Below are 15,258 nucleotides of genomic sequence, written 5' to 3'. Positions count from 1 at the left end.
GTATTGTTATTCATTTATTATCCTTTAGTCTTTTCATGTTTTTACCTTTTTTATTTATATTTGCGTCGTTATGTGAGAATATGTCGATTCAATCGTAGCGCGGACATATTATTTTAAAGCGTTTAGCTTTATCCTTGTTCAAAGGACGACAAATTTGACGTAGAAGCAGTATTGATGTGCCGTTTGGTCGTACTTCTATTACGAGTAAGCTAAAGTTCCTACGCTTTGTTTGTTTATTATAAAGTCACCTTTCGGGAACTTTTAAGGTGCGAAGTAATTTCTTGGTATGAAAAAATTAATCAGGTGTGCCGGAATGCGGTGTTTACGGATGTCGTTTTGGTTTCTTTCCGTAACGATTCTTACCGGATTGTTTTCTTCACCCGTTCACGGAAATAATATCCGTGTAACGAGTAAACCCCGTGTCGTGAATATCGTCGGTGATACGGCCATTGTGGAAGTGAATGTTTCATGGGACAATTCATGGCGGGATGATTTTAACTGGGATGCTGCATGGGTATTCCTTAAATACAAGAAACGGGGCGCCACCGAATCCTGGCATCACGGCTATCTTGCCCACGGAGGTCAAGAAGCTATACCTCAGAGTGGTAATGAAGGTAGTGGCTATTCTTTCATGTACGGGCAAACAGGTTCCGGCACGAGTGCCAAAGTCACCGGCGTGTTCCTTGCACGGAATGCCATCTCCGAAGGTAACGTGAAAGCCCGCCTACGGCTTAAATGGCTGTTCAAGACCAACTCAAAGAAAACACTTTCTGCTGCAGACTTCGGTAGCGAACTGAATAAAATATATGTTGCTATCCATGCTATTGAGATGGTATATATTCCTTACGGAAGTTACTATCTTGGGGATAACTATTCTGCGTATAGTTTTGCAAAGTCAGGTGTTTCGCCCTGTCTTATTGATTCGGAAGATGCGATAACTTTGACTACCGTTAATCCGACGTCTACGTCCGTTACATTGCCTGCTGCTTTTCCCAAAGGGTATGCCGGTTTCTATATCATGAAGTACGAGACCAGCCAGGAGCAATATATGGAATTCTTGAATTCCCTGACGCTAACGCAACAGAAAGCGCATGTGGCAAACAATAATTTCTCTACAATGAATCGCGGGGATTATGTATTCGGGAGTGGCGGTTCTCCGACCCGACGGAATGGTATCGTTTTTATCGAGCAAAAGGAAGAAAGTGCACCCGCCGTATTCGGTAATAACCTTAATCCGGCCAATGACCTTTTCTCCCAGGATGATGGACAGACCCTTGCCTGTAATCATCTTTCTCCGTATGACATATTAGCATATTGCGATTGGAGCGGACTGCGGCCTATGAGTGAATTGGAATATGAAAAGGCATGCCGTCGTCCTTATCCACAAAAACCGGAAAAGGGAGAATATGCCTGGAACAGCAATAGCGGCGTTAATCCCTTGGCTAGTGAATCTGATTTACTTTATCTTGGCGATGAACGGGAGCAATCCGTTGACAAAGACCATAATGTGAATAGCGGAAACAACAATATTGGTCCTGTTCGGAGCGGATTGTTCGCAACCTCCTCCACCAATCAGACCCAATCCGGAGCCACTTATTGGGGCGTCATGGACATGGGCGGAAACTTAGGTGAACTATGCTATGCTGCAACGAGCTCCGGTAAGGGATTTGTCGCCAACAATGTTACTTACTCCCACGGTGACGGAGAACTGAATGCCGACGGCTCGACGGATATTTCCTCCAGCTACTGGCCAACCGCTGGCGCTGCATTCGGTTTTCGTGGCGGTAGCTATTACAATCCTGATAGTCTGGCATGTACTTCCTACCGAGGTACATGTTTAGGAAATAATTTTTCCTCTATAAACAATAGATACAGTAACCACGGTTTTCGGGGAGTGTATAGTCTTTCGGATATTGAAATCAATGGCGGAAAAATCAGTGCTCCATCGACGGGATGCTGGAGCGGGACGGATATTACCAATACGCAAAGTGCCTCTTGTCCCGATTTTCCGGACATGCGTTTTCAATACATATGGTACGTGAAGAAGCCTGGAAGCTCAACTTTTGAGTTGCTTAACAATGTTTCCGGAGCATCTTTAACAAATGCTCCTATTACAAATACTGGCACGTCTACAGTAACGTATCAGTTCAAGCGGGTTGCTACTTGTGCAGTGGGTGTCGCTACAAGTAACATTGTGACTATAAACCTGTTGCCAAAACCTTTCGCCCAATCGATTTATAATTTCGATGGTGGAAGTTCCGTTACACTTACCCAATATTGGGGTACAAACAGCTCTGCTGTATGGCAATTTGACGGTGCGCCGTCGTGGGCCTATATATCCAGCAAGTCTTCCAATTCTCTGACAATAGCGGGAGGATTGGTAAGTGCAGAATTCAAGATAAAAGCCCATATTACTCAATGTCCCTCGGATGTATTTTCCGCTACAATCAAAATCAGCGGCACTATTCCCTATCGAGGGCACATGGATAGCGTCAGACTGGCAGCAGGCAAATATAAGATGGAGTGTTGGGGAGCAGAAGGAGGAAGAGGATTTGCAAATTATAATAGCAATGGTAGTAAGTATAATTGTACATACGGTGGATACGGAGGATACGCCCAGGGAACCATAAATTTAAGCACCATTACTACTTATTATGTCTATGTCGGCGGGGAAGGAGGCTATAGTTACTCGAAAAGCGGAGGTAGTGGAGGCTGGAACGGTGGTGGAACCGGAGGGGGAGATGAAGGAGATGACTGTGGTGGTGGTGGCGGAGGCGGAACAGATATACGAAGAGGAGGCCAAGCTTTATCTAACCGAATTATGGTTGCCGGTGGTGGCGGAGGTTCTTCAGGTTATAGTAGCGCTAGTAAACCGTATTATAGTAAAGGTGGTACAGGAGGTGGAACTAGTGGCGGATATGGATCTTCTAATTCTTCTCAAACAGCCACATCTCCGGGTACGCAAACTTCTGGCTCACTTGGTTCTGGAAGTTCTGGAACGTATGGAGGAAACAATAATTGTGGTGGCGGTGGTGGTGGCGGTGGCTACCGTGGAGGCTACGGTGGTGCAAAAAATGTTGGCGGTGGAGGCGGCTCCGGGTACGTCAATACCAGTATTTTCAGTAATTCCTCCATGTCCAATGGTTCGAGAAGTGGTAACGGTCAAGTCAAAATTACACCAACCAGTTAGAGATTGCAAGGTGTGAAAATTTAAAAGTAAAAGAGTTGAAAAGGATTATTCTTTTCAACTCTTTTACTTTTTGCAAACTTGCTTAAAATGTTGTAGTTTTACGCCCTTTGATAAGTAGATTTAAAGTCAACGTTTTTTATGGAGTGGATTCATACTTTGTTATTTGGTACCGGAATAGGACATTCGATTTTGTTAATTTCTGTGGTCGTTTTTGTCGGGATTCTTTTAGGTAAAATTAAGATTGCAGGAATATCGTTGGGTATTACATGGATTCTTTTTGTCGGGATTATTTGTAGTCATTTCGGTTTCCGTATGGAGCCGAATGCTCTTCATTTTTTACAGGAGTTCGGATTGATTTTGTTTGTGTATTCGGTGGGTTTGCAGGTCGGACCGGGATTTTTCTCGTCGTTTAAGAAGGGAGGTGTTACCTTGAATGTGTTGGCGACAGGGGTTATTTTTCTCGGTGTGCTGACGACTTATATTATTTATTTGGTGACGGGGTTACCGATTACGACGATGGTGGGTATTTTGTCGGGAGCTGTGACGAATACGCCCGGCTTGGGAGCGGCACAGCAGGCTTATTATGATATGAAGGGTGTGGAGTTGCCTTCTATTGCCATGGGGTATGCAGTGGCTTATCCGTTGGGGGTAATCGGTATTATTTTGGCTATTGTGTCAATTCGCTATATTTTCCGTATATCGTTTGAAAAGGAAACGGAGGCAGCTTTGAGTTTGGCTACCGAACAGATGTCAAAGGCTACGCATGTGTCTTTGCGGGTGAAGAATCCTGCTTTGTTCGGAAAGGAGATTTCGGAGGTGGCTTCGTTGATAGATAAGAAGTTTGTGATTTCGAGAATATTGCATGTGGATGAGGAGTTGGAGATTGCCCAGCCCCGGATGCATCTGGAGAAGGATGACAGGTTGTTTGTCATTGCTTCAAAGCAGGATTTGAATGCAATTATCGCTTTTATCGGTGAGCGGATTGAGATGCACCGGGCGGAGTGGGAGAAGCTGGATGATAAGTTGGTTTCCCGCCGTATTGCGATTACGAAGAGTGAGATTAACGGAAAGACGTTGGGCCAGTTGAATCTGAGAGCTGGTTTTGGTGTCAATGTTACGCGAGTGAATCGTGCGGGGTTGGATTTGGTTGCCCATACAGGATTGCAGTTGCAGTTAGGAGACCGCCTGACGGTGGTGGGGATGGAGAAGGATATTATGAGTGTGGAAAAGGTGTTGGGTAATTCGCTCCGTCGTTTGCGGGAGCCGAATTTGGTACCAATCTTTTTGGGAATTGCGTTGGGTATTCTGCTGGGAAGTATTCCTTTTGCTTTTCCGGGAATTCCGCAGCCGGTGAAGTTAGGTTTGGCGGGGGGACCTTTGATTGTGGCCATACTGATCAGTCGTTTCGGGCCTCATTATAAGCTTATCACCTATACTACCATGAGTGCCAATTTCATGTTGCGTGAAATCGGAATCTCTTTGTTCTTAGCGTGCGTGGGATTGAATGCAGGACAGGGATTTGTGGATACGGTGGTGCATGGCGGTGGTTTGGCTTGGGTGAGCTATGGTTTTATCATTACTTTTTTGCCGTTGATAATCATCGGGGTGATAGCCCGGTGTGTATATAAGATTAATTATTTTACGATTATGGGGTTGATTGCCGGTAGTACAACCGATCCGCCTGCGTTGGCTTATTCAAATGCCACGGCGGGTAATGACATGCCTTCGGTGAGTTATGCTACGGTGTATCCTTTGACGATGTTTTTGCGGGTATTGACAGCTCAGGTGTTGATTTTGATGTTTGCGTAAGAGTGGTTAGTCGATATGAAAAATTGTCAACAATGTGAGGGTGGTTTGTGTTATAGCCATTTTTCTATTATTCTTATTCAGACATTTACATCTTCCGATATAAGTGTACCGAAAGGTGAGTCTTTTCTTTGTTCGGTGGTGGAGGGGAATATTGATGAGCAATTATTTACACATAAGGAGAAAATAGTTGAGCGTTACCAACTGCCGGGATTTAATATTAAGATTGTAACGGAAACCTCACGTCCGATAACCTTGGAAGGGTATGTGCATGTGTGGGCTGCTGTTTTTTTTGATGCTACAGTGCAAATTTCCTATCGGTTGGTGGTTCCTTGTGAGGAGGAAATTGATGGAACGAAGTTTTGCCGGATTTCTTGTCCGCTGACGACAGATGATTTGATTGCTATTGCAGGCGTTGTGCAGGGAGTAGAGCATTGGATTTATGATGTCAAGAAGGCAAGACAGGAGATTGACGGTTCGTTAAAAACAATGGAGATAAAAGGATTGCGTTTCGATAAAAAGTCTTTTTATTGTGAGCAGGATGTTTTTGTAGAAAATGTTGATTTTGAAGAGGTTCAAAGGCGTTATCGCGGGATTTTCGATAAAGTGAAGCCAGATGATTTTCGTTATGGAGACCATAATTATATTTTGATTGATGTATGGGAGACGGTTGGTCATGGCGGAAAGCTTAGTTTTGATACGATGGAGGAGGCGGAGATAATCGAGCATATTGAGAAGTATCATCGGTCGGAGCTTATCGGGTTGATGACACTTTATCCGGAGGAGTGGCCTTACCGTATGGAAAGTGCTTTTGAAGAGGTATGTGGGAAGAATATTGCCATAGATACGGATGATTTGGTGTTGGCGAATGAGAATGTTGCCGTTGTTTTTGGAACGTATGGAAAACGTGGTGGTGAGGCGCCAACGGATTGGGTTCAGCATTTAGGACGACGGGACCGTTATCATGTCAGTTGGCCGGAATATTTGGTATTGTTGGAGATACTGTTGGCAAAGAAGCATTTGTTGAACTATGTTCAGAATAAATATATTTATAATTCTCAAAAGGCGACAGATGACAATGCATATAAGATGATTGACCAGAATGCCCGTTTGAGTGTGAAGTTGTCCAATATGGTGCTACAGCTTAATTTAGTGCGTTATCTTCGCTATATGTCACATAAGCATATGTATAATAAGACTGCGCATTGTTTGAAGATTGAAGAGGAGGAACGTCAGTTAAATGAGACAATTGAACGGATTGACAAGTCATTGGATAATATAAACAATGCAATGGAGATAAGGCAGTCCAATGATACAAAGTATATTTTGTTTTTTATTTCTGTCGCTTCTCTTTTCGGAGTACTGTTGCAGGGGAATGAGGTGCCGGTGTTTTCCCGTTGGTCTAAGGAAATTGGTGAGAATGTTGCTGTCAGTTTGGTATTAATTACTTGTTTTTGTATTCTTTGCGGTATACTTGTATTTACGAAGATGATTTTGGGCTATGTCAGAAAATGGAAATCGCATAGGACGAAGAAAAAGTTTTAATTAGTATGTTATGATACGTCCTTATATAGATGCAGATAGAGGAAGGTTATGTGAATTTTTTTTCAATATTATTGAGAATTATAAAGAGTATATTTCTCATGGTGAGATGCAGATGGGTGTTGCTTTGGATTGTGGGTGTTTAGCTCCTGATGCACGGCAGAAATGGTTGGAGTATTTGGATAGGCAGGTAGCAGAACTTTGCAATACGCTTTTGATTGATGAAGAAGATGGGAATATAAAGGGTTTTATTCTTTTTGGTGTGACAATGGATGGTGGAGAGGATTTTGGTGTGGTTTTCGATTTGTGTATTGCGCCGAATGAAAGAGGAAAGCATCGGGGAAAGCGTTTATTGCAATGTGCCCTTGATAGTTTTCGAGAACAAAGGGTGAAAGATTGTTACTTGGAATCAGGAGTAAATAATCATGGAGCTCATTTGTTTTTTGAAAAGCAAGGGTTTTACCAAGTTTCAGCTGTATTTAAGTTGAAATTATAATCATGATTTTTATTTATCTTTGGGGACGTGAATAACTATTAATATTTTCATATATGGAACAAGAAGAAGTGAAACAGAATTCATTGCCGGAGAATGCTTACCGGGAGTTGAAGCCGGGGGAGGTGTATAAGCCGATGATGCCTGCCAATACGAATCCGAAAGAGGTGACGGTTTATTCGGTGGTGTTTGGTATTATTATGGCTGTTGTGTTTTCGGCTGCCGCTGCTTATTTGGGATTACGGGTTGGGCAGGTGTTTGAAGCGGCTATTCCTATTGCTATTATTGCCGTTGGTGTCGGTAATCTGGCGAAGAAGAATAATATGCTGGGACAGAATGTGATTATTCAGTCTATCGGTGCCAGTTCGGGTGTGATTGTGGCAGGTGCTATTTTTACGTTGCCGGCTCTTTATATTTTGGAATTGGATGCTGCTTTTTATCAGATATTCCTTTCTTCTTTGTTTGGCGGTTTGCTGGGAATATTGATGTTGATACCGTTCCGGAAGTATTTTGTGAAAGATATGCATGGTAAGTATCCTTTCCCGGAGGCGACGGCAACAACGGAGGTGCTTGTTTCCGGAGAGAAGAAAGGAAATCAGGCGAAGCTGTTGGCCGTGAGTGGATTGATAGGAGGTTTGTATGATTTTTTTGTGAGTACATTTGGGTGGTGGACAGAGAATATTTCGACCCGAATTGTGGGTTGGGGTGAAATGTTGGCAGAGAAAACGAAGGTGGTTTTTAAAGTGAATACGGGTGCGGCGTTGTTGGGATTGGGATATATTGTGGGGTTGAAGTATGCAGCTATTATTTGTGCGGGTTCGTTTGCTGTATGGTTTGTGCTGATACCGTTTATCAGTTATTTTGCAGACGGTCAGACGATAGCCGTAGGGGAAGGGGTGACGACGTTGATTCGGGATATGTCGCCGGAGGCGTTGTTTTCCAATTATGCGCGTCATATCGGTATAGGGGGGATTGCAATGGCAGGAGTTATCGGTATTATCCGTTCTTCGGGGATTATAAAGAGGGCGTTGGGTTTGGCTGTGAGTGAGTTGAAGGGGAAGAAAGAGACGACGGAAGCGACAGAACGGACCCAGAAGGATTTGTCGATGAAATTTATTATGACGGGAATTTTGGCGACGTTGATTACGACGTTTTTGTTTTTCCGTTTCGGTGTGTTGGGGAATTGGTTTCAGACGACAATAGCACTTTTGATTGTGTTTATTATTTCTTTTCTTTTTACGACAGTTGCTGCAAATGCGATTGCGATTGTGGGTACGAATCCGGTGTCTGGTATGACGTTGATGACGTTGATATTGGCATCGTTGGTATTGGTGAGTGCCGGTTTGAGCGGTACGAGCGGAATGATGGCGGCGATGGTTATCGGAGGGGTGGTTTGTACGGCATTGTCGATGGCAGGAGGTTTTATTACGGATTTGAAGATTGGTTACTGGCTTGGAACGACGCCGGCCAAACAGGAGGCGTGGAAGTTTTTAGGGACGGCCGTGTCGGCAGCAACGGTAGCGGGTGTGATGATTATTTTGAATAAGGCTTACGGATTTGTTGGAGAGGGTGCGATGGTGGCACCGCAAGCGAATGCGATGGCGGCTGTGATACGTCCTTTGATGGAGGGCGGGGCTACTCCGTGGATGTTGTATTTTGCCGGGGCGGCGTTGGCTTTGATTTTGACGATGATTGGCGTGCCTGCATTGGCTTTTGCTTTGGGTATGTTTATTCCGTTGGATTTGAATACACCGTTGTTAATCGGCGGGTTGGTGAGTTGGTATGTATCTACTCGCAGCAAGGATGAGGCGGTAAATAAAGCTCGTCGTGAAAGGGGTACGCTGATTGCATCCGGTTTTATTGCCGGAGGAGCATTGATGGGTGTAGTGAGTGCTGTATTGAAGTATGCCGAGATTGATTGGTTCATTCAGTGGAGTGGAGCCGAGTGGTTGGCAGTGGTGATGTATGTTGTTATTATCGGCTATTTGATTTATGATGCCTTGCGGGCGAAACCGGAGGGAAAGTAGTATTTGTGGAATTTAATGGAACAGTTAGTTATGGAATTGAAAGAACGTTTTTTGAAATATGTGGGATTCGATACACAAAGTAATCCGGAGAGTGAAAAATTCCCTTCTACCGATAAGCAGTTGGTGTTGTTGAAAGCGCTTGCGGAGGAGATGAAGGAATTGGGAATGACAGAGGTGGAGATGGACGGATACGGGTATGTGATGGGGACGATTCCCGCTTCTCAAGGGTATGAAGATAAGAAGGTCATCGGATTTATTTCGCATGTGGATACGAGTCCCGATATGAATGGGGCGAATGTGCATCCGCAGGTGATTGAGAAATATGACGGCGGGGATATTCGTTTGAACGAGGAATTGACGATGACGGTGAAAGAGTTTCCGGAGCTGTCTTTTTTCAAGGGACATACGTTGATTACGACGGACGGTACATCACTGCTGGGTGCAGATGATAAAGCCGGTGTGGCGGAGATTATGACGATGGCGGAATATTTGCTGACACATCCGGAGATTAAGCATGGAAAAATCCGTATTGGTTTCACGCCGGATGAGGAAATCGGCCGTGGAGTGGATTTCTTTGATGTAAAACGCTTCGGGGCGGCATTTGCCTATACGGTGGATGGAGGTTTTGAAGGGGAGTTGGAGTATGAGAATTTTAATGCGGCGGGAGCAAAGATTTTGATACAGGGACGCAATATTCATCCGGGCTATGCCAAGGATAAGATGATTAATGCTTTGCAGGTTATTGCGGATATTCATGCGCAGTTGCCCGCGTGGGAACGTCCGGAGCATACGGAAGGGTATGAGGGTTTTTATCATCTTATCGGTGTGAGCGGCGGAGTGGAGAGAGCGACGGCGGAATATATTATCCGAGACCATTCGCGTGAGAAGTTTGAAGCAAAGAAACGTTATTTGCAAGAAGTGGTGGCTTTCATTACGAAGAAGTATGGGGAAGGGGTGATAACGCTTGATTTGAAAGACCAGTATTATAATATGCGTGAGATGGTAGAGCCTCATCCGGAGGTGATAGATATTGCCATGAGAGCGATGGAGGAAGCGGGAGTGACACCTTTGGTACGTCCGATTCGCGGAGGTACGGATGGTGCCCGTTTGTCTTACATGGGGTTGCCTTGTCCGAATCTGTTTACCGGAGGAATGAATTTCCACGGGAAATATGAGTATTGTTCTCTGACGACGATGAAGAAGGCGGTGAGAACTCTGCTGAATATTGTTAAGATTTGGGCGGAGTAGCTGGGTTCCTTTTTCTGCCGGACATACACCATCTGAGGTAGAAAGGGCGGCCTATGTACCATAATATGGATAGGCTTTCCCGTGCGATTGACAAATAAAAAGGAAGATTGTCCTGTATGTTTTGCCACGTGTTATTCTTTTCTTCCGGATTTTGCTTTCTTCGATAGCGCCGTGGAAAGAATAGGGTGTTTATGGCGGAAAGTAACAGACTGCCCGAATGTTCCTGTATGTCTTCCCAATCGGAGGAAAGAAGAGTGCGTGTTTCTTTGTATTTATGCCTGAGTTCCTGCCGTTTCTGGTGAAGTTTCATCAATGGTGTCGGTCGTTTGATTCTCGTTTTCATGGTTCATTAAGTTTAAGGCTTCTTCTTTGGCTGATTCTTCTTCTTCGTCCAGGATGGAGGCGATAATCAGGTTAGCAACGGCAAGCCTGATATATTTTTTCCGATAATAGACAATGAACAAGATTATCAAATAAATTAAGGTTACAATGAGGAATCCGACAGATAGTCTGCCTGTTATTTCTCCGAGGAAGAATCCAAGGGCAAAGAACATAAAAAGAATGAGGAACAGGCCGAGCAGGAATAAAATGAGACTATGTGTAAGAGCCGCACATATTTTTGCGGCTCTTTCACATGTGTTTAATTTCAATAGTTCGAGTTTTATCCCGACATAGGAGAATATCCGTTCTTTGAAATTGTTTAAAATCTTTTCAGATTCTTTTCTCATACCTTAATAGGCTTTGCTTTTGGTTTCTTCGGTGTTTTTGTTTGTATTGAAAGCACCGGCAGCTTTGTTTTGATACTCTTCGGCTTTTTCTTTTGCTTTATATCCGAATTCTTCTACTTTGTTTTTTGCTTTTTCGGCAAATTCGTGGACACCGTGTTTTACTTTTTCTCCGGCAGCTTCCAGGTTTCTTTTGATTGCACTTTTGTTTTTAATAATCAGATAGGTTGCACAGGCTCCGATTAGAGCTCCGAATAGCAATCCCGGTACTAAATTTGAATTTTCGTTTCTCATAATTTTGTTGTTTAAAATTGTACCATATCAACGATACCGGGAGAGAAAAGGTTGGTGTTTTAAGGCTATTTTAGGAAGAATACAGATACTTTATTTGTTTTTGATAAGGAGTTAGGTATGTATAATTTAAAGGAGAGTAGTTTTATATGGCTTCATACGACATATCATGAAACATTTCATAACATTTTAAAGCACCTTTCAGCATAAGTATTTGTTCTGAGTCCAATTCTTCTTTGCGTTGCATTAGGTATTTTATAAGAAAAGCACTGACTACTTGGGCTTCTGCCAGGAACATTCGGCAAGCGCTCTTGTCACGTTTGGAAATATCTCCACGATAGTTATAATTAAATCCGTAACAGGTTCGGCATATTTTTAAAATTTTACACTCCATACATTCTGGAGGAATTAATTTCACATGATCGCAGAAGTCCATTGTTTTTAAATCTTCTGTAATATCTTTTCCATGTACAAGAGGGACAAACATATGACAAGGATATTTTTTTCCGTCGATATCATAAGCACACATAGTTGTTCCTGTACCACAATTTTTAAGAGGAAGTTTTCCTAGGTTATCATCCAATAACTCTCCATATAACCGATAGAAAATCGGTGCAGGCGTCTTATCCGGATGAGACAAATAATAAGCGGCAATTTTTTCTAATTCCCGTTTATAAATAATTTCATCACCTAATTTCCAGGGATTCCCAACAGCCAAAGCTCCCGACACACGATATCCTTTTTCCAATAGATATATCATATTTTCCGCAAAATGGGGTAAAGAATACTCTGAAACGGTCATTTTCAGATATTGTTCCGGCCAGTTTCGCGTAACAAAATCAATGGGCAGTTCTCCCGTATGACATCCACGATTTCCAGCTTGAGTATCCTCTTTACCATCAACGGATAAAATCAACTCGACCAAATCTTTATGCTGTACAAACCATTCTTTTTTATCATCTGAAAGAAGAGTTCCGTTTGTTGTTACAGAAAAATAGAAACTCTCCTCATAATTTTGTGCAATGGTCCATTCTACTAATTCTCGAAGTAATTCAAATTCTAAAAGAGGCTCTCCTCCGAAAAGATCAAATTTGAGATAATCTGTTTCTGGATGAAGGCGTAAATCTTTCATTTCCTGCTGGACTATAGAACAAGCAACTTCTAAAGACATTTTTTTATTGCTCTTATGTTTTTCAAAACAATAAACGCAATTCAAGTTACAGGCATGCGTTAGAATCATGGCAATAATACGTCCTTTTTTCTTTTTTAATTTTGCAACCATAATGTATTAATTTATGAAGAGGCAGGGAAACTGCCTCTTCTGATTACGGGATGATTCAGCCTACAATACCTTCACAGCCCAATCCACAAAAACTACAACCAGCGGAAATCACGTCTTTTTCTACTTCCTTAGTGATTTTAGCACTTGCTGTTACCAAGTTCATTGCTTCTTGTAATAAAGATTCATCTACTTTCATAATAAATCCTCCTTTATTTAGTTAATAATTAAATAGGACAGGCTTCGAGCCTGTTTTTCTTTATGAATAAGCCATAAATAATAATCGTATTTTAGTTACCCAACCCATTTATCGTTCTCCCATAGCCCTTCTTTTATTGTTCCATCAGCATATTTCATGATTCCATACCCATCTCTTCCTTTGGCATTCCATTCTCCTTCATAGACCTCGCCATCCGGCCATGTAATTTTCCCTTTCCCTACGCGGAGCCCGTTTCCGAATTGTCCCTCGTCAATTTCTCCATTAGTCCATTTCATTACTCCGTATCCATTTTCGAGATAATCTTTCCATTCTCCCTCATAAATATACTCCGACCGTGTGATTCTACCGCGTCCTGTCAGTTCTCCGCTATTTTGGTATTCTGCTTCATAGGTACAGTCGTCGGTTTGTTTAACTACCTTGAAATACGTATTTGGATTTTGAAAAATCGCTTTCCCGTTTTCTATTACTGCTAGTTTGACGCAACCGTTAGGTTCGGTTATTTTAGTGGGACCATATAATTTCCCGTTTTCATTTGTTTGGGTTTCCCATTTTTCTCCATTGGGATAATACATGATTTGTTTCCCATATTGCTGTCCGGTAGCATAGTAATTTTCTATGGTAAGTCCATTTTTATATTTCCACACACCTTTTCCACAAGCTTCTCCGGGTTCTTGCCATTCGCCAAAATATTCACTGCCGTCGGGAAAAGTTATTCTGCCTTTTCCGTAATGTTCTCCATCACGAAATTCTCCGGAATGTATGCGTCCGGAAGGTAAATATAAAGTACCTTGCCCATTCCAATCACCATTACTCCATTCGCCTTTATAGACAACACCATTTGAGTAATATTTTGTTCCTCTACTTGGCATATCGTCCTCCCATTCGCCTTCATAGCGTTCGCCATTGGCCCATGTATATACTCCATAACCTTCTTTTTTCCCATAGTAAACATATCCTTCATAAACATCGCCGGAATTGGGACCATAAGATGAGAATACATAGCGACCTTTGCCGTGTGCCATGCCATTGTGGATATCTCCATTCCAAGAATTTCCATTTGAGTCACGTCTCGAACCGTCTCCGAATAATGCACTTAAAATTCCCATAGTATTCAACGAAAATATCAGTTGTTTTTATTAAACAAGGCTTTTATGCCCATGCCTAATAGTTTGAAAATTCCGCCCACCAGCCAGATACACAGATTAAAAAGCATTTTGAAAATCCAGCCGAATAATTGAAGTATCCAGCCTAACATTGTTTCTATAATATCTCCTTGTGCCATAATTTTGTATCTAATTCTTTAGTAAGAAAGATTTGTCTATTTATTCATTCGTTATTTTCCCTTCTTCTTTTTTGCGAGGACCGCGGCGGGCAACCTGGTCGCGGGCATAAGTGACGGCTTCATTGATTTTGGAACAGAGAGTGGCGTATTTTTCGGCACCGTAAACAATGACATAAGCATTGATAAGGGTGGCCAAATTCTGAAATAGTTCTTGTATGGCTTGGCGGGTTTGCTTTACTTGACCGGAGAGTTTTGTAGAATTGTCGGTTTCCCGATTGATAAATAGCTGGTCGAATTCCGTAGCAGCGCTTTTAAGGATAGCCACCCATTCGTCGAGATGCAATAGGGTAATTAAAGCTTTATTGTCAGATGCCTCCAAATCACCCAATAGATTAACCAGAACACCGGATTCTTCCAGATAGGGCAAACGGTCAATGGATTTTCCATATTTTTCGATTACGGCCTGCAATTTCAATGCTGCATCGGCTTTCTCTGTCTCAGGATAGACGGTATAGGATTTAATGATATTGAGCAACGAACGTAAGGCATTGTCTCGTTTCTTATCGGCATCGCTCAATTTAGCAGATAATATATTTCCCCGTTCAAGCACTAATACTTCATCATATGTTTTCAGTTTTTCTTCAAATACTTTGGAAAAGTCTGCCAATTTGAGTTCTTCTAAATTTTCATTTTTCAAATAGATCAGCACGTTTGACATTACTTGGAAATGTTCCAAATTGCGTAGCATCGTTAAATTGGTTGAAGTAATCATAATCTTATAATTTAAAGTTTGTATTCTGTCATGTGGAGATTGCTTCCTCCTAAAATTGAAACATTTTGCAGCAATTTGTCAATTGGCTTGTTTTGAATCCTGCAATTTGCAGGAACTTATTTTTACCTATTTTTTCTTTCTTGCATTTTGTTTTAAGAAAAAAATAGCTTGAAATTTTGTCCTGCACTTAGCTACTACACTTTTTTGCTTGTTTTCACATCACCGCAATTTGTTTTATACATAGTTGAGTATATATTTTTCTTTCGTTTATTTAAAATCTCTTTCTTGGTTATTATTTTTAAAACCTGCCTACCAAGCAGGTATAAGCTGATTATTTTTTATATTTCTTTCTTCAGATGTATTAATATGATTTTATATTTTTA

Annotated in this window: 14 protein-coding genes; 6 read left to right on the top strand and 8 right to left on the bottom strand. The window is 42.1% G+C overall.

The genetic code is table 11. The features are described 5' to 3' along the window. Positions 1-286 precede the first annotated feature (286 nt). From NFR61_RS08235 to pepT, 6 genes are all read left to right on the top strand, one after another. Complete coding sequence (locus NFR61_RS08235; protein ID WP_251622929.1) at positions 287-3,190, top strand: glycine rich domain-containing protein; 2,904 nt, start codon at positions 287-289, stop codon at positions 3,188-3,190. 138 nt (positions 3,191-3,328) lie between these two features. Next, the gene (locus tag NFR61_RS08230) at positions 3,329-4,999 is read left to right on the top strand and encodes a putative transporter (RefSeq protein WP_251622927.1); all 1,671 of its coding nucleotides are present in this window, start codon (positions 3,329-3,331) and stop codon (positions 4,997-4,999) included. Between the two features lie 15 nt (positions 5,000-5,014). Beyond that, positions 5,015-6,541, top strand: a complete 1,527-nt coding sequence (locus tag NFR61_RS08225; protein ID WP_251622920.1) for a hypothetical protein — start codon at positions 5,015-5,017, stop codon at positions 6,539-6,541. Between the two features lie 10 nt (positions 6,542-6,551). After that, positions 6,552-7,034: a GNAT family N-acetyltransferase gene (locus NFR61_RS08220; RefSeq protein WP_251622918.1), complete on the top strand. Its 483-nt coding sequence runs from the start codon at positions 6,552-6,554 to the stop codon at positions 7,032-7,034. Positions 7,035-7,087: 53 nt separating this feature from the next. Next, on the top strand, positions 7,088-9,058 hold the full coding sequence (locus NFR61_RS08215; protein WP_251622916.1) for an OPT family oligopeptide transporter: 1,971 nt from the start codon (positions 7,088-7,090) through the stop codon (positions 9,056-9,058). A 30-nt stretch (positions 9,059-9,088) separates the two neighbouring features. Then, positions 9,089-10,306 (top strand): peptidase T, encoded by a 1,218-nt coding sequence (gene pepT / locus NFR61_RS08210; protein WP_251622975.1) that lies wholly within the window; start codon positions 9,089-9,091, stop codon positions 10,304-10,306. Here pepT and NFR61_RS08205 read toward each other — a convergent pair. From NFR61_RS08205 to NFR61_RS08170, 8 genes are all read right to left on the bottom strand, one after another. Continuing rightward, positions 10,287-10,649 carry a hypothetical protein gene (locus NFR61_RS08205; RefSeq protein ID WP_251622908.1) on the bottom strand — a complete coding sequence of 121 codons (363 nt, stop codon included), beginning with the start codon at positions 10,647-10,649 and terminating at the stop codon, positions 10,287-10,289. The two genes, pepT and NFR61_RS08205, sit on opposite strands and share 20 nt — an antisense overlap. Next, a complete protein-coding gene (locus NFR61_RS08200) occupies positions 10,579-11,034 on the bottom strand; it encodes a hypothetical protein (RefSeq protein ID WP_251622906.1) in 456 nt (151 codons plus the stop codon). The genes NFR61_RS08205 and NFR61_RS08200 overlap by 71 nt, the downstream gene beginning before the upstream one ends. A gap of 3 nt (positions 11,035-11,037) precedes the next feature. After that, positions 11,038-11,325: a YtxH domain-containing protein gene (locus NFR61_RS08195; protein ID WP_251622904.1), complete on the bottom strand. Its 288-nt coding sequence runs from the start codon at positions 11,323-11,325 to the stop codon at positions 11,038-11,040. A 142-nt stretch (positions 11,326-11,467) separates the two neighbouring features. After that, positions 11,468-12,604 carry a radical SAM protein gene (locus tag NFR61_RS08190; protein WP_251622902.1) on the bottom strand — a complete coding sequence of 379 codons (1,137 nt, stop codon included), beginning with the start codon at positions 12,602-12,604 and terminating at the stop codon, positions 11,468-11,470. A gap of 55 nt (positions 12,605-12,659) precedes the next feature. Then, on the bottom strand, positions 12,660-12,800 hold the full coding sequence (locus tag NFR61_RS08185; protein WP_251622898.1) for a hypothetical protein: 141 nt from the start codon (positions 12,798-12,800) through the stop codon (positions 12,660-12,662). Positions 12,801-12,895: 95 nt separating this feature from the next. Beyond that, complete coding sequence (locus NFR61_RS08180) at positions 12,896-13,927, bottom strand: MORN repeat-containing protein (protein WP_251622894.1); 1,032 nt, start codon at positions 13,925-13,927, stop codon at positions 12,896-12,898. Positions 13,928-13,944: 17 nt separating this feature from the next. After that, positions 13,945-14,103 carry a hypothetical protein gene (locus NFR61_RS08175; protein ID WP_251622891.1) on the bottom strand — a complete coding sequence of 53 codons (159 nt, stop codon included), beginning with the start codon at positions 14,101-14,103 and terminating at the stop codon, positions 13,945-13,947. A gap of 40 nt (positions 14,104-14,143) precedes the next feature. After that, positions 14,144-14,875, bottom strand: a complete 732-nt coding sequence (locus NFR61_RS08170; protein WP_251622888.1) for a DUF6261 family protein — start codon at positions 14,873-14,875, stop codon at positions 14,144-14,146. Positions 14,876-15,258 lie beyond the last annotated feature (383 nt).

This window comes from Odoribacter lunatus, from assembly GCF_943193135.1.
GTDB classification, from domain to species: Bacteria; Bacteroidota; Bacteroidia; order Bacteroidales; family Marinifilaceae; genus Culturomica; species Culturomica lunata.
This window is presented reverse-complemented; position numbering and strand designations above follow the sequence as displayed.